Source organism: Paeniglutamicibacter sp. (genome assembly GCF_046714615.1).
In the GTDB taxonomy this organism is placed as follows: Bacteria; Actinomycetota; Actinomycetes; order Actinomycetales; family Micrococcaceae; genus Paeniglutamicibacter.
On record NZ_JBKKAP010000179.1, the window covers coordinates 1 to 23,862 of the forward strand.

The window sequence follows — 23,862 nt, forward strand, 5'->3', positions numbered from 1 at the left end:
ATCCTCGGAGGAGTACTTCCGGGGGCCTGAAGGATTCTTGTTGGTTGGTGATTTCTTCGTTAAAGACGACACGGTCGTTGCAACTCCCAAAGATCTGGGGTGTTGCAACGACCGTTAGAATCTGCCCGAGGTGCGCGGGCGCCCGTCCTGTGATGAATACGGCGGCGATTTGGGGGGAGGTCGCCCCATGCCCATGCATAGACTGGGAGACATTCGAGCTTTTTCCACCGGCAAAGAAGCATGTAGGACAGGAGCAGTCGGCAGCATGGCGTCCCAGACACCGCACCAGAACGTTTCATTTCCCTCCGAGGGGCAGGGCGCACACGGATACCTCGCATTGCCCGAAGGCGGCAAGGGCCCGGGCGTCATCGTCATCCAGGAATGGTGGGGATTGACCGACCACATCCGCGACGTGGCCGACCGCCTTGCGGCAGCGGGCTTTGTAGCCCTGGCGCCGGATCTCTTCGGCGGCTCGGTGGCCCACGACGGGGCGGAGGCCTCGGAGATGATGTCGAAGCTGCCCGAGGAGCTTGGGGCGAAGCTGCTGGCAGGCGCCGTCGACTACCTGCTGGGCCTGGAGGCGGTCACCGGCTCCACCGCGGGAACCATCGGGTTCTGCATGGGCGGCGGCTTCGTGCTGGCACTTGCGGCGCAGCAGGGGGAGAAAATCTCCGCAGCCGTTCCCTTCTACGGTGTCGGCCAGGGCGTGCCACAGAGCTATTCGGGGGTGCGTGCCAAGATCCAGGGGCACTACGCCAACGAGGACTCCTCCTACCCGGTGGCGAAGGCGCATGCCCAGGAGGCGCAGATCCGCCAGGAATCCGGGGCCGAGGTCACGTTCCACTATTACGATGCCCCGCACGCCTTCCACAACGATGCGAACCCGTCGGGCAACTACCGGCCCGAGGCCGCGCGCGTTGCGTGGGGCCGTGCAGTGGACTTCCTGCGGCAGAATATTTCCTAGACAGTTTTCCCACCCAACCCCGGCCGCCGCAGGTGGCCACACCAAAAGGAGTGTCAGAACATGGCAGAAACCATCATCGTCGGTGTTGACGGCAGCGAGACCGCACAGCGGGCCGCCGAACGCGCGGCACGCATCGCCACCAGCATGGATGCGGAACTGGTCGTCGTGACCGCCCACACCTCGGACAACACCGAAGTCGTAAAGATCGGCACCGACACCTGGATCCTTGACGACGCGGAGCAGGCAGGAAAGGTCGCCGAACAGTGCGCGGCCGGGCTGCGCATCACCGAACCGACCGCCAAGATCACCGCATCCGCGGCACACGGCAAGCCGCAGGAGGTGCTGGTCGCCGAGGCCGAGCGCCTGAACGCCACCCTGATCGTGGTCGGCAACGTCGGCATGAAGGGCCTGGGCCGCGTGCTTGGCTCCGTGGCCACCTCCGTGGCACACGCAGCCTCGTGCGACGTGTACATCGTCAAGACCGTGAAGTAAGACTCCACGGACCTGTTCGGTTAGTGGTTAGCTGCGGTCGCCCTTGGCGGCCGCAGCATCACGCACACGCGTCTCCTCGGCGCGCACCGCGGCGAGCGAAGCACGCTCTTCCTGCAACCACTCCGGGCGATCGGCCAGCAGCGCCTCGATTTCGGCGGTGGTCAGGGCCTCGGTGATTTCCGCACGCGCCAGTCCGGAAATCGACACGTTCAATTTGTGCGCCACGACCGGGCGCGGATGCGGGCCGTTGGCCCGCAATTCCTCAAGCCACGCCGGCGGGTTGGCCAGCATTTCGTCGAGCTCGGCCCGGGTGACCGGACCCTCCTGGAACTCGGCCGGAGCCGCGGGCAGGTAGATGCCCAATTTCTTTGCGGCAGTCGCCGGCTTCATGTTCTGTGGGGTTTTCTCGCTCATGTGCATAAGCGTACCGGTACGCTGGGGTGGTGACAGGACTAAAAATCGCCTATGTACCGGGTGTCACGCCCGGCAAATGGCTGAGCCGGTGGAACGAACGCTATCCACAAAATCCCTTGCTGGCCTTGCGCTACGACGGCGGGGAGATCTTGGCGCGCCTTCAGAGCGGCGAATCGGACATCGTTTTCGTCCGCTTTGCCGCTGGAACCTCGCCCAAGACCCCCGCGATCCACGTGATTCCGCTCTATGAGGAGCAACAGGTCGTCTGTGCGCCCAAGGACCACGACATCGAGCTCCATGATGAGGTGGTGCCCTTCGCCGAACTCAAGGGCGAGAACTTCCTGGACCTTGCCGACTACCCCGAATCAGTCGGCGGGACGGCTATGGCCATGGAGGTGTGCTCCTCGGGAGCCGGTCTGCTGGTGCTGCCAATGGGCGTTGCGCGCCTGCATGGCCGCAAGGACGTCGTGCACAAGGAATTGTCGGGCGTCCCGGAAACCGTCATCGGCATCGCCTGGCTGGCTCCGGAGGGCGACGACCCCACGGACCCGGTGATCGAGGAATTCATTGGCGTGGTTCGCGGCCGCGGGGAAAATTCCTCCCGACAGGCATCTGTGGCCCAGAAGCAGCAGGAACAAGCGGTCGAAGCGCGCAAGAAGCGACAGATCGCGGACACTGCGGCGGCCAAGAACGCCAAGGAAGCCAAGAAGAAGTCGGGCGCACGCTCGGGCCGGCCCGGCGCCAAACGGGGGACGAAGCCCGCCTCCCGGGGGCGTAAGCGCTAACCCGGCTTCCGGTTCCGCACCCGGGTCCCGAGGTGGCCTAAGCGCCGATTCACATGCGCGCGCCAGCTCGGCGGTGATGGGCAAACATGAGACGCTGGTCTCAAAGGCCAATCACAAGGGAGTGCACATGGATTTCGGGACCTACGAGACATTGCTCGTCGAGCAGCGCAAGGATGCGCTGCTCGTGACCATCAACCAGCCGGCCTCGATGAACGCGCTGGCCGCGGCCGTGGTCGAGGACCTGCACGCGCTCACCGGCATGCTGGCACGAATCGGCACCGACGCGCACTGGCAGGTGCGCGGGGTGATCATCACCGGCGCCGGGGACAAGTCCTTCGTGGCCGGGGCCAACATTGTGGAAATGAACTCCATGGACCCGGCGGCCGCACTGGCCTACGGGCGGCGGATGCACGATGTCACGCTGCGCCTGGAGGCGCTGCCGGTTCCCGTGATCGCGGCGGTGAACGGCTTCGCCCTGGGCGGCGGCTGCGAGCTGGCCATGGCCTGCGACTTCCTCTACGCCTCGGTGAACGCAAGCTTCGGCCAACCTGAGGTCAACCTCGGGCTGGTTCCCGGCTTTGGTGGATCCGTGCGCCTGCAGCAGCGCGTGGGCATCGGCATGGCCCGCGAACTGATCTACACCGGCCGGCGCATCAAGTCCGCCGAGGCGCTGCGCATCGGGCTGGTGAACCGGGTGCTTGACGACAACGCGGCACTGCTGGCCGCCGCAGAGGAAACCATCGCCGAGATCGCGGCCAAGGCCCCGACCGCGGTGGCCAACGTGAAGAACGCGCTCAACGAGATCGCCGGGCTGAACGTGGTTGAGGGGCTCGAGGCCGAGGCCCGCTCCTTCGTCAGGGCCTTCGAGACCGAGGACTCGGTCGTGGGGCGCGCCGCCTTCGTGGCCAAGGCCGCCCCGGAGTTCCCGGGCCGCTAGTGGCGGACACGGCACGCCCCGTGCGTCACGACTACGGGGGACACCCCAGCCAATACGCCGAATTGTGGGTGCCCGAGGACCGGCTGCACGAGGTGGTCGCGGTCATTGTGCACGGCGGCTTCTGGCGACAGACCTACGGCGCCGAACTGGGCCGCCCGCTGGCGGCCGACCTGGCCGCACGCGGCATCGTGGCGTGGAACCTGGAATACCGGCGCACCGCCGGGGGAGACGGCGGCTACCCCGAGACCTTCCAGGACATCGCCGCGGGCATCGACGCCCTGGATGCCGCGCTGGCCGCGGCCGGGCTCGCCGACGGCCCCCGCATCGGGATCGGGCATTCTGCCGGCGGGCACCTGGCGCTCTGGGCCGCGGGCAGGTACCTGCTGCCGGCCGGGGCGCCAGGCGCGCTGCCCGGGAACCGCAGGCCCCTGGACGGGGTCGTTTCGCAGGCAGGGGTGCTGGACCTGGGCCTGGCCCACACGCTGGGTCTGGGCAACGACGCCGCTGGGACGCTGATGGGTTGTTCCCCGGAATCCGGTTCCGAGGCGTGGATCGTCGCGGACCCTGCGGCCCGGCCCCTGCCGGCGGTGCCGCTGGTGATGCTGCACGGGCGCGCGGACGCGGATGTACCGGTTGGCCTGGCCCGATCCTTTGCGGCGCGGGCGCGGGAAGCCGGGGTTCGCGTCGACTATCGGGAGTTCGACGGGGACCACTACGGGCTGATCGACCCGGGGGACCCGGCCTGGGCGGCCACCGTGTCGGCCCTGCTGGAACTCGGCGGCGGCGTTGCACGGGGCGAGCAGTCTCACAATCTGCCGGTCCACGGGCTACCGACCGGTATATTGAAGTCGTCACCCCCAGAAAAACGATGAGGAGCCCGATGTGCTGACGGTCATAGGCGAGGCCTTGGTCGATGTGCTTTCCGGCGGGATCAGCGCGCCACGCACCTTCGTCGGCGGCAGCCCGCTGAACGTCGCGGTGGGCCTGGCCAGGCTGGGACACCCCGTGACCTTCATCGGACGCTGGGGGCACGACGAATTCGGCGTGAAGATCCAGCATGCGCTGGAATCGAACAACGTGCGGCACATTTGCGGCCCCGACGACCACCCGACCTCCACCGCGCGCGGCATCCTGGATCCCGTGGGAGCCGCCAGCTACACCTTCGACCTGCACTGGGACCTGCCCGAGCTGCCCGCCGACACCCCGGCGCTGGCCGACGCCCGGCTGGTACACACCGGTTCGCTGGCAACGCTGGTGGAGCCCGGCGCGGGCAAGGTGCGCCGGCTCATCGAGGCGGCCCGCCCGCACGCCACCATCACCTACGACCCCAACATCCGACCCTCGCTGATCACCGACCATTCTCGGGCGGTCGCCAACGTCGAACGCTTCGTGGCGCTGGCCGACGTGGTCCGGGCCTCGGACTCCGACCTTGAGTGGCTCTACCCGCACCGCAGCGTCGAGGATACCGCCGCGGCCTGGCTGGCATCCGGACCCGCGATGGTCGTGGCCACCTACGGCTCGGCCGGCCCCTGGGGGCTGGTGAAGGCGGGCACCGCGCGCACCACCGCACCGATCGTCGATGTCGCCGACACCGTGGGTGCAGGGGATTCCTTCATCGCGGCGATGATTTCCGCCCTGGAGGTCCGCGGGCTGCTGGGCAGCGCGCAGCGCGAGCACCTCCACGCCCTGGACACCGCCACGCTCACCGAGATCCTGGACTACGCGGCCCGGGCCGCAGCCATCACCGTCTCGCGGCCCGGCGCCAACCCGCCGACCCGGAACGAAATCCCCTAGCGAAGGCGCAACGGGCATGGATGTGCGGTTGGTCGCCAGCGACCTTGACGGAACCATTATTCGCGCGGACGGGACGATTTCCCCCCGCACCATCGAGGCGTTCAGGCGCGCCCGCGAGGCCGGGATGCACGTCGTGTTCGTCACCGGCCGGCCCGTGCGCTGGCTCGAGCCGGTCCGCGGCGCCTTCGGCCACCTGGGCGCCGTGATCTGCTCCAACGGGGCCGTGCTCTACGACCTGGAGACCGAACGGCTGCTGCGCGCCGAAACCATCGAGCCTGACCTGCTCGTCGAGGCGAAGCGGATCATCCTGCGCGCCGAACCGGGCGCCACCTTCGCCGCGGAAACCACCCGCGGCCTGCACCTGGGGCCAGGCTTCGCCGACAGCGCCGAGACCGCCCGGCTTGAAACCTTCGACACCCTGGACCTGCGCTCCGCCCTGCTGCGCGAGGAGGGAGTGGTGAAGTTCCTGGCCAAGTCCCGCACCCGGAACTCCGACGACTTCATGGCCGCGGTCGCCGCTGACCTGGGCCACCTGGTGTCGGTGACCCATTCCGCGTTCGATGTCTCGCTGCTGGAAATGGCGCACGTGGATGTCGACAAGTCGGTGGCGCTTGCCGCCTACGCCGCGAGGCTGGGGATCGACCCCGGGGAGGTGGTCGCGTTCGGGGACATGCCCAACGACCTGCAGATGCTGGCCTGGGCAGGGCACGGGTACGCGATGGCCTCCGGGCATCCCTCGGCGCTGGACGCCGCCGCTTACCGGGCGCCGGGGGTCGAGGATGACGGGGTGGCGCGCATCCTGGAGGGCATCCTTGCGCGCAACGGGCAGGTTCCCGAACCGCGGTAGCAAACGGGCCCTGGGCTCCCGGCCGGCGACACGCGGCGGCGGTGAACACCGCGATGGCCACCAATGAAAAGGACATGATGGACACGGCACGGGTCGGCACGGCACCCTATCTGCTCAACACCGCGGGCTCCGCGCTGGCCGGGTCCCCGCTGGCATTCGCCCACCGCGGGTTTGCGCCTGCGGGTGGGGAAAACACCCTGAAGGCATTCGCCGCCGCGCACGATCTCGGCTTCGCCTATCTGGAAACCGACGTCCGGGCCACCCGCGACGGGGTGCTGGTGGTGTTCCACGACGAGGACCTGTCCCGGCTCGCCGGGGATCCGCGCAGGGTGGCCGAATGCACGGCGGCGGAGCTTTCCGGCCTGCGGGTCGCGGGGGAACCCATTCCCACCTTTGACCAGTTGCTTCGGGCGTTTCCGCGGGCGCACTTCAACGTCGATGTGAAGGACGCGGGCTCCGCCGCGCTGCTGGCCGGGGCCATCGGCCGCCACGGTGCGCACGGGAGGGTGCTGGTGGCCTCCTTCGGCGGGCGGCGCCGGCGCACGGTCCAGCGCCTGCTGGCCGGCGGCGGGCACCACGGGACGACTGTCGCCGCCAGCCCCGGGGTGCCGGGGGTTGCGGCTGCGGTCTTACTGGGCAACATTGCCCCGCTGCCGCGTGCAGCGTTCCGGCGGGTTGCGGTACTGCAGGTTCCCGAACAGCACGGGCCAATCCGCGTGGTGACGCCACGGTTCGTCGGCAATGCCCACGCCGCCGGGCTGCAGGTCCACGTGTGGGTCGTCAACGAGGAGCAGGACATGCACCGGCTGCTGGAGATGGGGGTCGACGGGATCATGAGCGACCGCGCCGACATCCTGGCCCGCGTCATGACGGAGCGCGGCATCTGGCCGCAAAACCTGCAGGCCGGCTGAGGCCGCCCGGACACCCGCGGGGATCAGGCGGTGGCGGTCGCCAGTGACGCCAGCGGCCCAAGTACCTTCGGGGCCCAGCGCCGCAGCGCCGGTTCGTCGGCATCCGCCAGCAATTGCAGCCAGGTCTCGTGGGTGTGCAGCGGGGAGATCCGCAGGGCGGGGGCCACCAGTTCGTAGAGTTCGTCCGGTGACCCGTAGTCGTCCCAGGCCCAAAGGTACGCGCCGATGGCGGCCATGATCCGCGGGTCGTCGGCCGGGGCGCGGAAATCGATCCGCATCCGCTCGATGGGACGGGCCAGCGAGGCAAAGGGGTGCGCCCAGTGCGCGTCGCCCAGGTTCAGGATCCGCGGCGCGGTTTTCTCATCCGTGGGAGCGAAGACCCGGCGGCGGTCGAAGGAGCCGTGCTCCAGGCTCAGCGGGATCGGCCCGGCGATTAGTTGCGCGCAGGCCTCCTCGATGTCCTTGAATGCACCGAAGGCGTGGTCGGCATCGCGGGCCGGAATGCCCAGCGGGTGCTCCTTGGGCAGCGAGGCATGCAGCATCAGCGCATTGTTGAACTCCTCCGGGATCCACGCGGGATCCTGGATCTGCAGGCCGGCGTCGAAGAGTGCCTCCTCGGAGTCGACGACCTCGCGCTGCAGCGCGCCGAGGGCACCGAGCGCCCGTGCCCACAGCTCGGGGGTGGTGGCCAGCTCGTCGAGCGTCGCCCCGTAGTCGGGGGAGAGCATCCAGCCACGCTCCGGGTCGATCGCAAGCGGCATGACCAACCTTTCCGGGACCAAGGTCGCGGCCGCAGCGGTCAACGGAGGCTCAAAGAGCTGCCCGGGGGCCACCGCCTTGAAGAAGAGTGTCCCGGCGTCGGTGGGAACGCGCAGGTGCTTCGAGCGGACCGATGAAGAAGCGTCCTGAGGTGGACCTATGCGCGTGAGGGAATATGCCTCGCAGGCCATGTCCACCCAAGCGAGCACCTCGGCGCGCCAGCTGTCATCCATCCATGTCTTAATCCACTGAGCCACGCCCTCTATCCTAGCCAGTGAAGCGTCGGCTTTCCTGTGAGGCCGGTGCCGGCCCGGCGCACCGGCCCCTAGCCCTTGGCGGATCCGGCCAGGAGCCCGCGGACGAAGTAGCGCTGCAGGGCAAAGAAGACCACCAGCGGCACGATGATCGCCAGGAACGCCCCGGCGGTGAGCAGGTGCCAATCCTGCCCGCGGGTCCCGGTGATCTCCGCCAGCAACTTGGTGATCGGGGCGACCGGGCCGTCCGCGAAGATCAACGCGACCAGCAGGTCGTTCCAGACCCAGAGGAACTGGAAGATCGAGTATGCGGCGATGGCCGGGGCCGTCAGCGGCAGCACGATGCGGAAGAAGATCTGCCCGTGGCTGGCCCCGTCCACCCGGGCCGCCTCGATGATCTCGTTGGGGATCTCGGCAATGAAGTTGTGCAGCAGGAAGATCGCCAGCGGCAGCCCGAAGATCGTGTGCGCGATCCACACCTGCGCGTAGCCGGCCTGGCCGAACGCCCCGATGACCGGGTATCCGAAGAGCTCCCCGGCGGCGAAGAGCCGCAGCAGCGGCACCAGCGCCATCTGGATGGGCACGATCTGCAGCGCGAAGACCAGGATGAAGAGCAGGTCCCTGCCGGGGAAGCGCATCCAGGCGAACGCGTAGGCGGCCATGGTGGCCAGCAGCAAGGGGATCACCGTGGCAGGCAGGGTGATCGCGATGGAGTTGATGAACGACCCGGCCATGGTCAGCTGCGAGTTGCCGGCCTGCAGGACGTCGGTGTAGTTCTGGGTGGTGAAACCCGGGTTTTCAAAGATCGTCCACCAACCGGTGGTGCGCACCAGCTGCGCCGGCCGGAAGGAGGAGACCAGCATGCCGATGGTGGGGATGGTCCACAGCGCGGCAATGACCAGCGCCGCGAGGGTGGCCCAGCGGTTGGTGAGCCGGGACTTGGCCAGCGAGGCGGTTCGGAGGCGCCGGGAAGACCCGTTGGCCGGTTCGGGGGTCAAGGGCGTGGCCTTGGCAAGCGTGGACATCAGCGCAGCTCCCTTTGCATCTTGATCTGCCGGGCGTTGTAGATGACGATGGGCATCACCATCACGAAGAGGATGACGGCGAACGCGGCGGAGCGCCCGGCCTCGAAGTTGCGGAACTGGGTGTACATCTCGTTGGCGATCACCGAGGAGTCGTTTGCGCCGGCCGTCATGGTGCGCACGATGTCGAAGACCTTCAGCGAGGCGATCGAGATCGTGGTCAGCACGACCACCAGTGTGGATCGGATGCCCGGCAGCGTGACGTTGGCGAAGCGCTGCCACGCACTGGCCCCGTCGATCTCGGCGGCCTCCAGCTGTTCGATGGGCACCCCCTTGATCGCCGCGGAGAGAAGCACCATGGCGAAGCCGGTCTGCACCCAGATCAGCACGACGATCAGTGCGACGGTGTTCAATGGCTCGTTTTGCAGGAAGCGGACCGGTTCCCCGCCTGCCCAGACGATCAGCTGGTTCAGCAGCCCGATCTGTTCGGCGTCGGCGGGCCGATCGGTGTAAACAAAGCGCCAGATGATCGAGGCCCCGACGAACGAGATGGCCATCGGCATGAACACCAGGACCTTAAAGAACTTCTCGCCGCGGGACTTGTCGATGAACACCGCATAGGCTAGTCCGGCGATGGTGGAGACCGCCGGGGCGATCAACACCCACATCACGGTGTTCAGCACAGTGCGGACGCCCGATGGCTGGGTGAAGATCCAGGTGAAGTTCTCCAGCCCCACGAATTCGGTGCCGCGGGAATTCATGAACGAGGCGATGGTGGTCTGGATGGTCGGAACGATCAACCCGGCAGCCAGCAGGAGCAGTGCGGGGGAGAGGAACCCCACGAGTGCGAAGACGTACCCGGCCCCGTGCCGCGAGCGAAGGTCAAGCCAGAACAGCAGCAGGCCCAGGAACCCGGCGGCGATGATGGCCCAGGTGTAGGAATCCAGGATCGCGACCATCGCCAGCGGGAACACGACGCAGGCAGTCGCGCGGATGATGGTGTATTTGCGCCCGCGTCGCGGCGCCAGCTCGATGAGGAAGAGCAGTAGCACCACCACGGCCAGGAACACCCCGATGACGATGGGGATCTGTGCCAGCGTGGGCAGGCCGCTGAGCCAAAGCAGGAACATTGTCATGATGCCGGTTGCCGGCCTTTCGAAAATGTCCCCCGTGCCGGGCCCCCGCACCGGGCGGAGGGCCCGGCACGGGAGGCGGGCGGGAAACGCTTGCGGCGGTGGCGCCCGGTCCGAGCGGGGGTTGAACCCGCCCGGACCGGGGCCGCGTGCGGACTAGCTCGAGGGCCAGCCGTTCTCGATCTGCTTGAGCACAGTCTCGGAATCGGAGCCGTTGATCCAGTCGACTATGCCCTTGAAAAAGGTGCCGACGCCCACGGAACCTGGCATCAGGTCGGAAGCGTCAAAGCGGAACGTCGTCTCCGGATCCTGCAGGATCTTGATGGCTTCCTGCAGCAACGGGTCCGAGGCGTTTGCCGGGTCCAGTCCCTTGTTGGCCGAGAGCACCCCGCCCAGCTTCACCCGGGAGTTGGCCCACTCGGGGCTGGAGAGGTACTCCTGCACCTTCACGACCGACGGATCGTCGCTGAACGCGCCGATGATGTCCCCGCCGCCGGTGACCGCGTTGCCCGACCCGTCGATGGACGGGGTGACGAAGCCCCACACATCGGCGTCGGGGCCGACCTTGCCGCCGGCGTCGGTGATGAATCCGCTGAAGAACGACGCCTGGTGGGTCAGTGAGCAGTCGCCGCTGACCATCACGTCCGCCACGTCGCCGAAGGCCGTGGCGTTGATCGAGGAAATGTCGCCGTAGCCGGCGTTGACATACTTCGGGTTCTTCAGGATCTTGCCGACCTCATCGAGCGCGGACTTGATCTGCGGATCGGAGAACTTCACCTCGTTGGCCACCCACTGGTCGTAGACGTCCTTGCCGGACTGGCGTAGCACCAGGTCCTCCACCCAGTCGGTGCCGGGCCAGCCGGTGGCATCGCCCGAGCCGAAGCCGGCGCACCAGGGCGGTTCGCCCTTGTCCTTCTCGATCTGGGCGGTCAAATCCAGCAACCCCTGCCAGGTGGTGGGGACCTCGTAGCCGTTCTCCTTGAACTCGGCCGGGGAGTACCAGACCCAGCCCTTGACGCTGGCCATCATCGGTGCCCCGTACAGGGTCCCGTCGACGGTGCCGTACTTGGCCCAGTCCTCGGACCAGCCCGAGGCGACATTCGCCTTGACACCCTCGGGCGCCGGCTTGAGGTAGCCGCGGGTGGCCAGGTCGCCCAGCAACCCCGGCTGCGGGAAGATCGCCAGGTCCGGGGCGTTGCCGCCCTGGGCGCGCACGGCGATCTGGGTCTCGAACTCCTTGGAGGACTCGTACTTGATCTTGATGTTGTTCTCCGCGGACCAGTCGGCCCAGGACTTCTCGAGCAGCTTGGCCTCGGCATCGGCGATGGTGCCGTACAAGGTGACCTCCGCCTTGCCCGCCGCCGGGCTGCCGCCGGTGCTGGCCGCACTGGTTTCCGGTGCGCCCGGGCCCCCGCCGCAGCCGGTGAGAACCAGGGCAGCAACGCCAAGGGACGCCAGGGAGGCGTACGCCTTTCCCCGTGGTGAAGTTTTCATCATTCCTCCTGCTCGGTCGGGTGGCCGTTGCCGCCCGGTACGTCTGGGACGGGGGAAGGGAATGATCCGCCGGCCGCGAGCTTCGCGGCGGCACCGGCCGGCGGGGATGGATGTCCCCCCCGGCAGAATCACCTTATGGTCCCCCCATGAAGGTGAAGTGTCTCGCGGCCGTGAAGGTCTCGAGGCTCTTCTACTGCTCATCTTGTAGAACCGGAGGGTGGTTTTCAAGGGCTGGGACCATGGAACCTGGGTAACAATTACGAATTGACTTGAAGTTTTGGGTAAAAGAACCGCATCTGCGGGTTGGTTCCACCCAAGTCCCGCATGATGACCGCTGCCGCGTGCCCGCCGTGCCCCGCGAGGGCGTGAACTCTCCGGCGCACGCAGGTGGTGCGACACGGCCGAATTGCCCTGCGTGCTTCCCGCGCGAGTTGATCGGTGACTAGGCTGGGCAGTGCAGGGCCCGCCGGCACGACACGGGGGCGCAGATACGCCCCCGATCCGTGGCCGCGGGAAAAGCCGTTGAGGCGGTGCCGCACCCGAACGCCCCCGAAGTTCCGTGGGTCCGGGAGCCACCGCGAGACAGAGATGGGAATTCAACACCATGCGTGAAGCCCTCGCCACCGGCGCCGACTATCGGCGCCGCGATTTCAAGGCCGTGCTTTTTGACCTGGACGGTGTGCTGACCCCCACCGCGGAGGTCCACCGGGAGGCCTGGCAGCAACTCTTCGACGAGTTCTTCGCCGAGGCAGGGATCGAGAAGTCCTACACCGAGGACGACTATTTTGCCCTGGTCGACGGGCGGCCCCGATACGAGGGAGTCGCGGCGGTGCTGGCCGACCGCGGGATCGAGCTGCCGTGGGGCAATGACACCGATGCTCCCGGCACCTCGAGCGTGTGCGCCCTGGGAAACCGCAAGAACACGGTCTTCCGCGCGATCCTGCACGATACGGGAATCGAGCCCTACCCGGGGTCGCTGGCCTACCTGCGCCAGATCCAACAGGCAGGGCTCGAGGTCGCTGTCGTCTCCTCCTCGCGCAATGCCGAGGAGGTGCTGGAAGCGGCCGGGCTGCGCGACGAATTTTCCGTCGTGATCGGCGGGCTGCAGGCCGCCGCGCGCAACCTGCCGGGCAAGCCGGCCCCCGACACCTTCCTGGCCGCGGCCAGCGACCTGGGCTGGTCGGTCAACGAATGCGTCGTCATCGAGGACGCGATCTCCGGGGTCCAGGCCGCGGCTGCAGGCGGCTTCGGGCTCGTGGTGGCCGTGGCCCGGGACCAACCCGAAGAGGCGCTACGGGCCGCCGGGGCCGACATCGTGGTTGCCGACCTCGACGAATTGGTCAACCAGCAGGCCCGCGACGACTGGGAGTTGGACACCTGGTCCTACACCCGGGTGCATCCGCGCCCCATCGACCCCGCCGTGGAGCAGACGATCTTCTCGCTGGGCAACGGCTTCCTCGGGATGCGCGGGGACTCACTGGGCATCGGTGAATGCACCGAGGGGATGTTCATCAACGGGCTGCACGAGACCTGGAAGATCCGCCACGCCGAATCGGCATTCGGGCTCGCGGAGACCGGCCAGACCATGGTCTCGGCCCCCGACGCCCGCACCGTGCGCGTCTACATCAACGACGAGGCCCTGGAGATCGGGCGCACCGAGATCCTCAAGGACGAGCTGCGTCTGGACTTCAGGGACGGCACGCTGATCTCCGACACGCTCTGGCGCACCGCCGAGGGGCACCGCGTCATGGTCCGCACCCGGTCGATGATCTCCTTCTCCGAACGCCACCTGGCCCTGTTCCGCGTCACCGTGCGGCTGCTCGATGCCCCCGCCCACGTCTTCGTCCAATCGGCGCTGGTCGGCCAGTCGCGCGCGCGGCCCGTCCCGACCCCCGCCGAATCCGATGCCGGCGAGGTGCCCTTCGACCCGCGCAAGTCCGCAGGCAGCGGAGAGGAGTCGATGCTTTCGGGCGGAACCCATGAGAAGGACGGGATCTGCGCGCTGAGCTACTACCTGCGCGGCTCGAACATGTCGGTTGCAGCCGCCATCTCGCATGTCACCCGCATCGCCGGGGAGACCACGGATTTCGTCGAGCAGTCAACCGTCACGCCCGAGCGCGTCGAGCACACCGTCTCCGCCTACCTGGAGAAGGACGAGGCCCTGCACATCGACAAGTTCGCCTCCTTCCACTCCTCGCGGCGGCACGACGCCACGGAGATGGTCAACCGCTGCGTGCGGGCGCTGCGTCACCTGGTTCCGCGTGGCGCCGACGAGCTGTTCTGGGCCCAGCGCGAGTTTCTCACCGAGTTCTGGGGAAATTCGGACGTGCTGGTCCAATCCCACCCGCTGCTGCAGCGGGCGATCCGCTGGAACATCTTCGCCCTGGCGCAGGCCTCGGCGCGCTCCGACGGGCTGGGGATCTCCGCCAAGGGGGTCTCGGGCAACGGCTACTCCGGGCACTACTTCTGGGACACCGAGATCTACGTGCTGCCGTTTTTGACCTATACCAACCCGCAGTGGGCGCGCAATGCGCTGCGCGCGCGGGTGTCAATGATCCCCGCGGCCAGGCGCCGGGCCGCGACGCTGAACGAGCACGGCATCCTCTTCCCCTGGCGCACCATCAACGGCGAGGAGGCCAGCGCCTACTACCCGGCAGGGACCGCGCAGTACCACATCAACGCCGACGTGGTGTATTCCCTGGCCCGCTATGTGGGCGCCAGCGGGGACACCGGGCTGCTGCTGGGGGGAGGTGCGGAAATTGTGGTGGAAACCGCCAGGCTGTGGAACTCGCTGGGCTTCTGGCGCGAGACCAAGACCGGGCGCAGCTTCCACATCCACGGGGTCACGGGCCCGGACGAGTACACCGCGGTGGTCAACGACAACACCTTCACCAACGTGATGGCGCGCTTCAACCTGAACTACGCGGTGAACCTCATGGGCTACCTGGCCGAGGAGTTCCCCGAGGACCACGCGCGCATCATCAAGGAGCTGGACATCGGGCCGCGGGAAATCCGCGACTGGTCGGATGCGGCCCTGGCGATGTTCATCCCGTTCTCGGAGACCGTGGGGATCCACCCGCAGGACGCCGGGTTCCTGAACCGGGAGGTGTGGGACGTGCCGGGCACCGGCGCCGAATACCGCCCGCTGCTGCTGCACTTCCACCCGCTGGTGATCTACCGCTTCCAGGTGCTCAAGCAGGCCGACACGGTGCTGGCACTGTGGCTGCGCTCCTCGGACTTCACGGCAGAGCAAAAACGTGCCGACTTCGACTACTACGACCCGCTGACCACCGGGGACTCGACGCTCTCGGCCACGGTGCAGGCGATCCTCGCCGCGGAGGTCGGCTACCAGGACCTGGCCTACGAGTACTTCGAGCATGCGCTGAACGTGGATCTGCTGAACCTGCACGGAAATGCCGCCGACGGGGTGCACGTGGCCTCCACCGGCGGGGTGTGGGCGGCGCTGGTGTACGGCTTTGGCGGGTTGCGCGACGACACCGGCGAATGGCTCTTCGACCCGCGGCTGCCCGCGGAGTGGGGCGGGTTGGAGTTCAGCCTGCGCCGCAACGACTCCTCGGTGCACTTCCACCTCGAGGCGGAGGCATTGACCGCGTCGCTGGGCGAAGGCGAGGACGAGGTGTCGTTCAGGGTGCGTGGGGTGAAGTACACGCTGTCCCCGGCCAACCCGGAGGTGTCGGTCGAGCTTCACGGGCAGGGACCGGTGATTGAGGGCGAGCCGTCCATCGATGCGGTCTTTGCGTTGCAGCGCGACGACGGTTCCCTGCTGACCTCCAGCATGAAGAAGCTCACGCGCGAGGAGGAGCTGGCCAACGAGCCGCCGATCACCGTCATCGGATAGCTGCGCGGCCCCTCGCCCGGGACCGGGCCGGCGCCGGGCACGAAAAACCGGGCGGGGAACCTGTCAAAGGTTCCCCGCCCGGTTTTCGTGCGTATTCTTGCGAACTGCGCAGGTTAGGCGAACCAGGCGAACTAGCCGAGCTTGGAGTGCGTGGCCCCGCTGATTTCCCCGGCGTCGGTCGGCTCGGTGCCGCGGGCCCGGGCGATGGAGCGCATCAGGTGGTAGATCACCAGCGTGGCGATGGTGCCCAGCGCGATGCCGCCCAGCGACACCCCGCCGAAGTCCAGGGCGGTGGTGACGGCGATGGCGATGATCAGCCCGGTGCCGGCGGTCATCAGGTTGATGGGGTTGGAGAAGTCGACCTTGTTCTGGACCCACAGGCGCGCGCCGATGATCCCGATCATGCCGTAGAGCACGATGCCCGCGCCCCCGGAGACCCCGGCGGGGATGGTGTTGATGACCGCGCCGAACTTCGGGAAGAACGCCACCAGGATCGCCACGATGCCCGCGATCCAGTAGGCGGCGGTGGAATACACGCGCGAGGAGGCCATCACGCCGATGTTCTCCGCGTAGGTGGTGGTGCCCGAGCCGCCGCCGAAGCCGGCAAGCAGCGTCGCCGCGCCGTCGGCCATCAGTGCGCGGCCGTTCACCGCATCCAGATCGCGTCCGGTCATCAATCCCACGGTCTTGACGTGCCCGATGTTCTCGGCGATCAGCACGAACACCACCGGCAGGAACACCAGCATCGTGTCCAGGTGGAAGCTCGGGGCGGTGAAGACCGGCAGCCCGATGACCGGGGCGTCAACGATCGGCTGGAAGTTCACCTGGCCCTGCGAGAGCGCCACCAGGTAGCCGACGAGAAGGCCCAGCAGGATGGACAGGCGCCCCAGCAGTCCCCGGAAGAACACCGCGGACACCACGATGGCCAGCACCGTGGCGAAGGTGGTCAGCGGGAAGTCCTGCATCGGCTTCAGCGTGGCCGAAGCCAGGTTCAGCCCGATCAGCGCGACGATGGTGCCCATGACCACCGGCGGCATCAGGGCGTGGATCCATCCGGTGCCCGATTTCTGCACGATCAGTCCGATGACGAAGAGCGCAGCGCCGGAGACGACGATGCCGCCCAGGGCCCCTGCCATCCCGTGCCCGGCCATCGCCGCGGAGACCGGGGCGATGAACGCGAAGGAGGAGCCCAGGTAGCTGGGCACCCGCCCGGCGGTGATCAGCAGGAACAACAGGGTGCCGACGCCGGAGAAGAACAGGGTGGTGGTGGCCGGGAACCCGGTGATCGCCGGGACCAGCACGGTGGACCCGAACATCGCCATGACGTGCTGCACGCCGATGGAGATGGTCTGCGGCCAGTGCAGGCGCTCGTTCGGGGCCACCACCGTTCCGGGGGAGATGGACTTGCCGTCGCCGTGCAGGCTCCAGCCAATGCCGAATCGGTTGCTCATGGGTGCCTTCCGGGCGCAGGGTGCGGAAAAATGCCGGGGGCGCGCACGCGGCGCGCAAAACCCCCGTGTGCATTTTACTCACCCCACGGGCAGTGCGACACCCGGGGTGATGAGCCCCACCCCGGCGCCGGGGGCATCCGCCGCAGTCTGCGCGAAGAAGTCCAGCTCGTGCTCGGACGAGGCCTCGAATGCGCGCCACATCCGCTCCCGCGTGGGCCCGTCAGCCCGCCGATGGACCGAACGGACCAGTTCGATGGCCCGCGCCGTGACGTCGTCGAACTGAACCGAGGAGTAGGCGGCGAGCCAGTCCGCGTAGGGGTGCGCCGGGTGGTTGGCCGCCGCCAGCCGCTTGCCCACGTCCTGGTAGATCCAGAAGCAGGGCAGCAGCGCGGCGGCGAGCACCGGGTAGTCATTGGCGTCCGCGCGCAGGTGGTTGAGGTACGCGGTGGTGGCCGGCGAGGGTTCCGGGACTTCCTCGGCGAGCCGGCCGCGGTGCAGCGAGAGTTCCTCCTCCAGGCAGCTGGCGGCGCTGGCGGCCCAGAACCGCTGCTCGGTCGTGGTGGGGGCCAGTTCCGAGGCGCGCGACATGACCCGCGCATAGGTGCGCAGGTACAGCGAGTCCTGGCCCAGGTAGTCCTCGAAGTCCGCCGTCTCCAGGGATCCGTCCTTGAGCCGGCGGATGAACGCCAGCTCGTCGATGCGCACGCGGATGCCGGCGATCCTCTCCCACCACTGCGTCATCGAATCCAGGGAATCGGCCGGGCGCACCCCGTCCCAGAGCGCTGCGAGGTGGTTCACCGGGCCGTGCCCGCCGCCGACCGCCAGCTCGTGCCCCCGGGCAATCGCCTCGGACAGCCAGGCCTTGGCGTTGCGCAGGGCCGATCCCCAGTCCCCGCTGCGGGCGTAGAAGGTTGCCAGGGCGGAGGAGAGCGAGCAGCCGGTGCCGTGCGTGTTGGCGGTGTCAAGCCGCGGGGAGACGACCTCCACGAGCACGCCGTCGGCATCGATGAGCGCATCGCGGCACGTTTCCCCTTCTAGGTGCCCGCCCTTGGCCAGCACCAGGACCCCGTATTCGGTCGCGACGACGCGCGCCTGGTCCACCGCCTGCTCCCACTCGGTGGCCACGACGCCGCGCGCCAGCACGGCGAGCTCCGGGATGTTGGGGGTGATCACGTCGGTGTGGGTGAAGAGGCGGCGCAGCGCCGCGTCGGCCTCGGCATCCAGCAGCGTATCCCCGCTGGTGGCGACCATGACCGGGTCCAGCACCACCGCCGGGACCCCGTGGCCCGCGGGGGCGGCGGCGCGGATGCCTGCCAGCCAGTCGCCGAGCTCGTCGATGACCCTCGCGTTGGCGAGCATCCCGATCTTGATTGCGTCGATGGCGATGTCCTCCGAAACCGCGCGCAATTGCTGTGTCAGGAATCCGGCCGGCGGCACGTGGACGCTGCGCACCCCGCGGGTGTTTTGCGCGGTCAGCGCGCTGATGGCTGCCATGCCGTAGCCGCCGGCCGCGGCAATGGATTTGAGGTCGGCCTGGATCCCGGCGCCCCCGGAGGGGTCGGATCCGGCGATGGACAGGATGTTCTTCACGGTGCTGGTGTTCGGGGTGTTCATGGCTTGGTGCCCTCCCAGAGGCTGCGTAGGTTCGTGGCTGCGGCGCGCGGATCCTCCGCGGCGCAGATGGCGCGGACCACCGCGACGCCGGCGGCCCCGGTGCGGGCCAGCGGGGCCACATCCGCGGCGTCGATCCCGCCGATGGCGATCACCGGCAGGCCGCTGAGTCCCACGGCGCGGGCCAGGCCCGCGTGTCCCAGCGGTTCGGGGTGGTCCTTCTTGGTCGGGGTGGCGTGCACGGCGCCGACCCCCAGGTAGTCGATGGTGCCCGGGGAGCTGGACTGCAGCCGGTTTGCCGCCTCGATCTGCGCATCGGTGGCGGCGCTGAGCCCCAGCACGGCGTCGGGCCCGATGAGCCCACGCACCAGGGATGCGGGCAGGTCGGATTGGCCGATGTGCACCCCCTGCACGTCGGCCCCGGCCGCGCGGGCGGCCAGGAACACGTCGACGCGGTCGTTGACCAGCAGCTGCGCGCGGCCGGCGGTGTGCCGGGCGCAGCCCAGGACGATGTCCAGGAAGTGCGCCGCCGCCAGGTCCTTGCAGCGCAGCTGCACCGTCGTGATTCCGCCGTCCACCGCCGCCTTCACGATCTCGGCCAACGGGCGGCCGGCGGTCGAGGCCGAGTCGGCCACGAGGTAGATTCCGGAGGTCGGCATCAGGAAAGCACCGCCGCTTGGGCCAGGTCGGCCGGGGCGAGCGAGTACAGCGAGTCCAGGAAGTCCACGGCGAAGCTTCCCGGCCCGTGGCTCACCGCGGCGGCGCGTTCTGCAGCCACGGAGTAGAAGGCGTGCGCGGCAACCGTGGCCACCAGCGGGTCGGGTCCGGTGGACAGGAAGGCGGCGCAGATCGCGCCCAGCGCGCACCCGCCGCCGGTGATGCGGGTCAACATCGCACTGCCGCCGTGCACGTGCACCGTGCGCACCCCGTCGGTGACCAGGTCCGCTTCCCCGGAGACCGCGACGACGGCGCCGCTGCGCCTGGCCAGCGCCATGGCGGCGTCGGTTGCAGCGGCAACCGAATCGGTGGATTCGACCCCGCGCCCGCCCTCAGAGGCCCCTGCAAGCGCCAGGATCTCCGAGGCGTTGCCGCGGATCACGGTGGGTCCGGCGGCCGCAAATTCACGGGCCAGCGAGGTGCGCACGCGCAACGACCCGACCGCCACGGGGTCCAGCACCCAGGGCGTCGAGGCGGCGCCGGCGGCGGCAACAGCCTCGCGCATGCCCGCTGCCTGCTCGGTGTTCGGGGTGCCAAGGTTCACCAGCAGCCCCGCCGCGATCGCGGCAAAGTCACCTGCCTCCCCTGGCACGTCGACCATGGCGGGGGAGCCCCCGGCGGCCAGCAACACGTTGGCAGTGAAGTTGGTGACCACGGCGTTGGTCAGGCACTGGACAAGGGGTGTGGAGGCGCGCAGGGCGCCCAGGGCATCGGCGAGCTCGCCGGGTGTTACAAGTCTTGAAGGCGCCATGGATTCCATGAGCAACATCCCTCCGCTAGTACGAACTAGATCAGGTTCTACGGGTTTCATCTCAGCCGGTCGCGTGCGCGCCGACACCCCGTGTCACTATGCGCGAGCCTATCCCACCGGGCGCCGGGGCGGGCAAGTCGATGTCGCCACGCGGAGCCCGCGCGCCCCGGCCCCCCCGCAAGGCGTGGCGGCCTGTTGCCGATGCCACACTGGCCGTAGGCTCAGGACATGGGCACATCCGACACTTCACATAAATCCGCAGCGCCTCGCGAGTCGACGGCGTTGAACGAGCTCGAGCTGCCCGAAGTGGTGCCCGAACTGCCGGAGAACATCGTGGAGATCGTCGCCTCGATGCACGACGTGGTGGCCACCCGGCTGGCCCACCCGCGCCGTTTCAGGGCCTCGCAGCTCAAGGCACTCGAGCGCATGCTGGAGGCGCACGAACAGGACTTCATCGATGCACTGGCCGACGACCTGGGCAAGGGTGCGGTCGAGGCGAAGATGACGGAGATCGACATGGTGCGCGCGGAAATCGACCACGCGCAGTTGCACCTCTCCGAGTGGATGGAATCCAAGGCGGTGAAGATCCCGCTCGCCCTGCATCCCGCGGCGGCCAAGATCGAGCCGCAGCCCCTGGGCGTGGTGCTGGTCATCGGTGCCTGGAACTACCCGCTGCAGCTGATCCTCGCCCCGCTGGTCGCGTCCATCGCCGCGGGCAACGTCACGGTGCTCAAGCCCTCGGAGCTGGCCCCGGCGACCTCCGCGGTGCTGGGCCGGCTGGTCCCCAAGTTCCTGGACCACCGGGCGTGCGCCGTCGTCCAGGGCGGGGCATCAACCAGCAAAATCTTGCTGGAACAACACTTTGACCACATCTTTTTCACCGGCGGAGAGCGGGTGGGGAAGATCGTGGCCCGCGCCGCTGCGGAGCATCTGACGCCGGTGACCCTGGAGCTGGGCGGGAAGTCCCCGGCCGTGGTGATGGACGGGACTTCGGTGGCGGTGGCGCGCCGGCTGGCCTTCGGAAAGTTCATGAATTCCGGGCAGACCTGCGTGGCGCCCGACTACGTGCTGGCGGTGGGCGATGCCGCCCGGAACCTGGAAAAGCAGCTCGCCAAGGCGATCACCGGGTTCTATGGCAAGAACCCGCTGGCCAGCCGGGACTACGGCCGCATCGTGAACAAGGCCCACTTCGACAGGTTGGTTTCCTACCTGGAGCACGGCGAGGTCCTCATCGGTGGCGGGTACGACGCCGACACCCTGAAGATCGAGCCCACGGTGATGGCCAACGTGGATCCGGGCTCGCCGCTGATGCGCGAGGAGATCTTCGGCCCGATCCTGCCGATCATCGCGGTGGAAAGCTTCGACGCGGCGGTGCGCTTCATCAATGCGCGCCCCAACCCGCTGGTCGCCTACCTGTTCAGCGAGAACCCCAGGCTGCAGTCCGCGTTCGGGGACCAGGTGCGGGCCGGTGCCATCGTGCACAACGCGCCCAACGTGCACATGGCCGTCCCGGGGCTCCCCTTCGGCGGCGTGGGCGCCTCCGGCATGGGTTCATACCACGGGCGGCATGGGTTCGAGCGGCTCTCGCAGATGCGTGCCGTGATGGGCAAGACCACCGTGGTGGACACGCTCAAGGCGATCTACCCGCCCTACACCTGGGCGAAGTCCAAGCTCATCGACCGCCTCATGTAAATATTCCACAATCCGCATACGCACTTGCGGGCCACGGTTGTTCCGCACCGTTGCGCGGATTCCCCGGCAGGAACGACGAAGGCCGGAGGCTCCCCGCACAGGGGGAGCCTCCGGCCTTCCCGGCGCATTCCCTCAGTGTGAGGCGCCGGGCCGGGCGGCTGATTATCCGAGCACCGCTGAGACGATGTCCTTCGCCTCCGATTGCACCCGGGCCAGGTGCTCCTCGCCCAGGAAGGACTCTGCGTAGATCTTGTACTTGTCCTCGGTGCCCGAGGGGCGGGCAGCAAACCAGGCGTTTTCGGTGGTGACCTTCAGCCCGCCGATCTTCGCCCCGTTGCCCGGGGCTTCGGTCAGCCGCGCGGTGATCTGCTCGCCCGCGAGCACCTCGGCTGCAACGTCGGAGGCCGCGAGGTTGCCCAGCCGTGCCCGCTGCGCCCTGTCGGCCGGGGCGTCGATGCGCGCGTAGCTGGGCGCCCCGTGTTCCGCGGCCAGCGCGGAGTAGTGCATCGAGGGGGAGGACCCGGTGACCGCGGTGATCTCGCTGGCCAGCAGCGCCAGAAGGATTCCGTCCTTGTCGGTGGTCCAGGTGCGCCCGTCGCGGCGCAGGAAGGACGCGCCGGCCGATTCCTCGCCGCCGAAGGCGCCGGAGCCGTCCAACAGGCCAGGGACGAACCACTTGAAGCCCACCGGGACCTCGACCAGGGTGCGGCCCAGTGACGCCGCGACCCGATCGATCATCGAGGAGGAGACCAGCGTCTTGCCGATCGTTGCATCCTTGGACCAGCCGGTGCGGTGCGTGTAGAGGTACTGGATGGCCACGGCCAGGAAATGGTTGGGGTTCATCAGCCCGGCATCGGGGGTGACGATGCCGTGGCGGTCGGCGTCTGCATCGTTGCCCGTGGAGATGTCATAGGCGCTGCGGGCGGCGATCAGCGAGGCCATCGCGTCGGCCGAGGAGCAGTCCATGCGGATCTTCCCGTCGGTGTCCAGGGACATGAATGCAAAGCGCGGGTCGACGCCCGGGTTCACCACGGTGAGATCCAACTTGTGGGTTTCGGCGATCGCGCCCCAGTAGTCCACCGCGGCCCCGCCCATCGGGTCGGCGCCGATGCGCAGCCCCGCGGAGCGGATCGCATCCAGGTCCAGCACCGAGGGCAGGTCGTTGACGTAGGAGGCCATGAAGTCGAAGGTGCCGATCTTCCCGCCCAGGCGCGCGGCGCCCAGCGAGGTGCGCTTGACCCCTGCCAGCTTGGCCTCCAGCAGTTCGTTGGCGCGGTTGGCGATCCACGAAGTGGCGTCGGTGTCGGCCGGGCCGCCGTGCGGCGGGTTGTACTTCAGCCCGCCGTCGGCCGGCGGGTTGTGCGAGGGGGTGATGATGATGCCGTCGGCGCGCGGGGCCGTGCGCTCGGCGTTGTGCGCCAGGATGGCGTGGCTCAGGGCCGGGGTGGGGGTCCACCCGGTGCGGGCGTCGGCCAGGATGGCGACGTCGTTGCCCGCCAGGACCTCCAGCACGGTGTCCTGTGCCGGGTCCGAGAGCGCGTGGGTGTCCTTGCCGACGAAGAGCGGCCCGGTGATCCCGGCGCCGCGCCGGTATTCGACGATGGCCTGGGTGGTGGCAGCGATGTGGTCCTCGTTGAAGGAGCCGTTCAGTGAGGTGCCGCGGTGCCCGGAGGTGCCAAAGACCACACGCTGCGCGGGGTCGGCGGGATCCGGGTGGATGTCAAAGTACGCGTCGCGCACCGCAGGGAGATCGATCAGGTCTTGGGGCAGTGCCGGGGTCCCGGCGCGAGGATGGGCCATGTCCCCCAGTTTCTCATTGATTGCCCTCCCGCGGCCGGACAAGTCGCGGTGCGGGGTCCGGGTTTCTGGCACCGGCGTGCGGTCGGCGCCGTTGCGCGGAGGCCATCCCGCGTCCGGCCGGCGTGCGGGCCGGACCCGTGGGCAGCGTGTCGGGCATTGAATGTTCCGCACTGTC

General features: G+C 68.5%; 20 protein-coding genes and 1 riboswitch. Of the genes, 10 read left to right on the forward strand and 10 right to left on the reverse strand.

Features of this window, described 5'->3' with window-relative positions:
• Positions 1 to 265 precede the first annotated feature (265 nt).
• Together ACLQ7E_RS20840 and ACLQ7E_RS20845 are read left to right on the forward strand one after the other, a co-directional pair.
• Positions 266 to 964: a dienelactone hydrolase family protein gene (locus tag ACLQ7E_RS20840; protein ID WP_411734494.1), complete on the forward strand. Its 699-nt coding sequence runs from the start codon at positions 266 to 268 to the stop codon at positions 962 to 964.
• Positions 965 to 1,024: 60 nt separating this feature from the next.
• Positions 1,025 to 1,456, forward strand: a complete 432-nt coding sequence (locus ACLQ7E_RS20845; protein ID WP_411734495.1) for a universal stress protein — start codon at positions 1,025 to 1,027, stop codon at positions 1,454 to 1,456.
• 27 nt (positions 1,457 to 1,483) lie between these two features.
• Here ACLQ7E_RS20845 and ACLQ7E_RS20850 read toward each other — a convergent pair whose 3' ends face one another.
• Positions 1,484 to 1,870: a DUF5997 family protein gene (locus ACLQ7E_RS20850; protein WP_411734496.1), complete on the reverse strand. Its 387-nt coding sequence runs from the start codon at positions 1,868 to 1,870 to the stop codon at positions 1,484 to 1,486.
• A 29-nt stretch (positions 1,871 to 1,899) separates the two neighbouring features.
• Here ACLQ7E_RS20850 and ACLQ7E_RS20855 point away from each other — a divergent pair, with 29 nt between their 5' ends.
• From ACLQ7E_RS20855 to ACLQ7E_RS20880, 6 genes are all read left to right on the forward strand, one after another.
• The gene (locus tag ACLQ7E_RS20855) at positions 1,900 to 2,655 is read left to right on the forward strand and encodes a substrate-binding domain-containing protein (RefSeq protein WP_411734497.1); all 756 of its coding nucleotides are present in this window, start codon (positions 1,900 to 1,902) and stop codon (positions 2,653 to 2,655) included.
• A 127-nt stretch (positions 2,656 to 2,782) separates the two neighbouring features.
• A complete protein-coding gene (locus ACLQ7E_RS20860) occupies positions 2,783 to 3,592 on the forward strand; it encodes an enoyl-CoA hydratase/isomerase family protein (RefSeq protein ID WP_411734498.1) in 810 nt (269 codons plus the stop codon).
• A 20-nt stretch (positions 3,593 to 3,612) separates the two neighbouring features.
• Positions 3,613 to 4,464: an alpha/beta hydrolase gene (locus ACLQ7E_RS20865; protein WP_411734499.1), complete on the forward strand. Its 852-nt coding sequence runs from the start codon at positions 3,613 to 3,615 to the stop codon at positions 4,462 to 4,464.
• A gap of 10 nt (positions 4,465 to 4,474) precedes the next feature.
• A complete protein-coding gene (locus ACLQ7E_RS20870) occupies positions 4,475 to 5,386 on the forward strand; it encodes a carbohydrate kinase family protein (protein ID WP_411734500.1) in 912 nt (303 codons plus the stop codon).
• 16 nt (positions 5,387 to 5,402) lie between these two features.
• Positions 5,403 to 6,233, forward strand: coding sequence for an HAD family hydrolase (locus ACLQ7E_RS20875; protein WP_411734501.1), 831 nt, complete (start codon positions 5,403 to 5,405; stop codon positions 6,231 to 6,233).
• A 53-nt stretch (positions 6,234 to 6,286) separates the two neighbouring features.
• Positions 6,287 to 7,144, forward strand: coding sequence for a glycerophosphodiester phosphodiesterase (locus tag ACLQ7E_RS20880; RefSeq protein WP_411734502.1), 858 nt, complete (start codon positions 6,287 to 6,289; stop codon positions 7,142 to 7,144).
• A gap of 23 nt (positions 7,145 to 7,167) precedes the next feature.
• Here ACLQ7E_RS20880 and ACLQ7E_RS20885 read toward each other — a convergent pair whose 3' ends face one another.
• The 4 genes from ACLQ7E_RS20885 to ACLQ7E_RS20900 all read right to left on the reverse strand — a co-directional run bounded on the left by ACLQ7E_RS20885 (position 7,168) and on the right by ACLQ7E_RS20900 (position 11,806).
• Positions 7,168 to 8,160, reverse strand: coding sequence for a hypothetical protein (locus ACLQ7E_RS20885; RefSeq protein ID WP_411734503.1), 993 nt, complete (start codon positions 8,158 to 8,160; stop codon positions 7,168 to 7,170).
• Positions 8,161 to 8,228: 68 nt separating this feature from the next.
• A complete protein-coding gene (locus ACLQ7E_RS20890) occupies positions 8,229 to 9,182 on the reverse strand; it encodes a carbohydrate ABC transporter permease (RefSeq protein WP_411734504.1) in 954 nt (317 codons plus the stop codon).
• Positions 9,182 to 10,315, reverse strand: a complete 1,134-nt coding sequence (locus tag ACLQ7E_RS20895) for a carbohydrate ABC transporter permease (RefSeq protein ID WP_411734505.1) — start codon at positions 10,313 to 10,315, stop codon at positions 9,182 to 9,184. Before ACLQ7E_RS20895 ends, ACLQ7E_RS20890 begins: the two co-directional genes overlap by 1 nt.
• Positions 10,316 to 10,468: 153 nt before the next feature.
• Positions 10,469 to 11,806: an ABC transporter substrate-binding protein gene (locus ACLQ7E_RS20900; protein ID WP_411734506.1), complete on the reverse strand. Its 1,338-nt coding sequence runs from the start codon at positions 11,804 to 11,806 to the stop codon at positions 10,469 to 10,471.
• Positions 11,807 to 12,410: 604 nt separating this feature from the next.
• Here ACLQ7E_RS20900 and ACLQ7E_RS20905 point away from each other — a divergent pair.
• Positions 12,411 to 15,665: a beta-phosphoglucomutase family hydrolase gene (locus ACLQ7E_RS20905; protein WP_411734507.1), complete on the forward strand. Its 3,255-nt coding sequence runs from the start codon at positions 12,411 to 12,413 to the stop codon at positions 15,663 to 15,665.
• Positions 15,666 to 15,796: 131 nt separating this feature from the next.
• On the opposite strand, the gene ACLQ7E_RS20910 is transcribed toward ACLQ7E_RS20905, so the two are convergent.
• From ACLQ7E_RS20910 to thiM, 4 genes are all read right to left on the reverse strand, one after another.
• The gene (locus ACLQ7E_RS20910; RefSeq protein ID WP_411734508.1) at positions 15,797 to 17,116 is read right to left on the reverse strand and encodes a uracil-xanthine permease family protein; all 1,320 of its coding nucleotides are present in this window, start codon (positions 17,114 to 17,116) and stop codon (positions 15,797 to 15,799) included.
• 78 nt (positions 17,117 to 17,194) lie between these two features.
• On the reverse strand, positions 17,195 to 18,730 hold the full coding sequence (thiD, locus tag ACLQ7E_RS20915) for a bifunctional hydroxymethylpyrimidine kinase/phosphomethylpyrimidine kinase (protein WP_411734509.1): 1,536 nt from the start codon (positions 18,728 to 18,730) through the stop codon (positions 17,195 to 17,197).
• Positions 18,727 to 19,386, reverse strand: a complete 660-nt coding sequence (gene thiE, locus ACLQ7E_RS20920; protein ID WP_411734510.1) for a thiamine phosphate synthase — start codon at positions 19,384 to 19,386, stop codon at positions 18,727 to 18,729. The genes thiD and thiE overlap by 4 nt, the downstream gene beginning before the upstream one ends.
• On the reverse strand, positions 19,386 to 20,204 hold the full coding sequence (gene thiM / locus ACLQ7E_RS20925) for a hydroxyethylthiazole kinase (protein WP_411734511.1): 819 nt from the start codon (positions 20,202 to 20,204) through the stop codon (positions 19,386 to 19,388). The genes thiE and thiM overlap by 1 nt, the downstream gene beginning before the upstream one ends.
• Positions 20,196 to 20,296: riboswitch (TPP riboswitch) on the reverse strand. It overlaps the preceding gene by 9 nt.
• Before the next feature lie 127 nt (positions 20,297 to 20,423).
• Between thiM and ACLQ7E_RS20930 the strand changes: the two genes are divergently transcribed.
• Positions 20,424 to 21,887: an aldehyde dehydrogenase family protein gene (locus tag ACLQ7E_RS20930; RefSeq protein WP_411734512.1), complete on the forward strand. Its 1,464-nt coding sequence runs from the start codon at positions 20,424 to 20,426 to the stop codon at positions 21,885 to 21,887.
• Between the two features lie 162 nt (positions 21,888 to 22,049).
• Here ACLQ7E_RS20930 and pgm read toward each other — a convergent pair whose 3' ends face one another.
• The gene (pgm, locus tag ACLQ7E_RS20935; RefSeq protein ID WP_411734513.1) at positions 22,050 to 23,687 is read right to left on the reverse strand and encodes a phosphoglucomutase (alpha-D-glucose-1,6-bisphosphate-dependent); all 1,638 of its coding nucleotides are present in this window, start codon (positions 23,685 to 23,687) and stop codon (positions 22,050 to 22,052) included.
• Between the last annotated feature and the right edge of the window lie 175 nt (positions 23,688 to 23,862).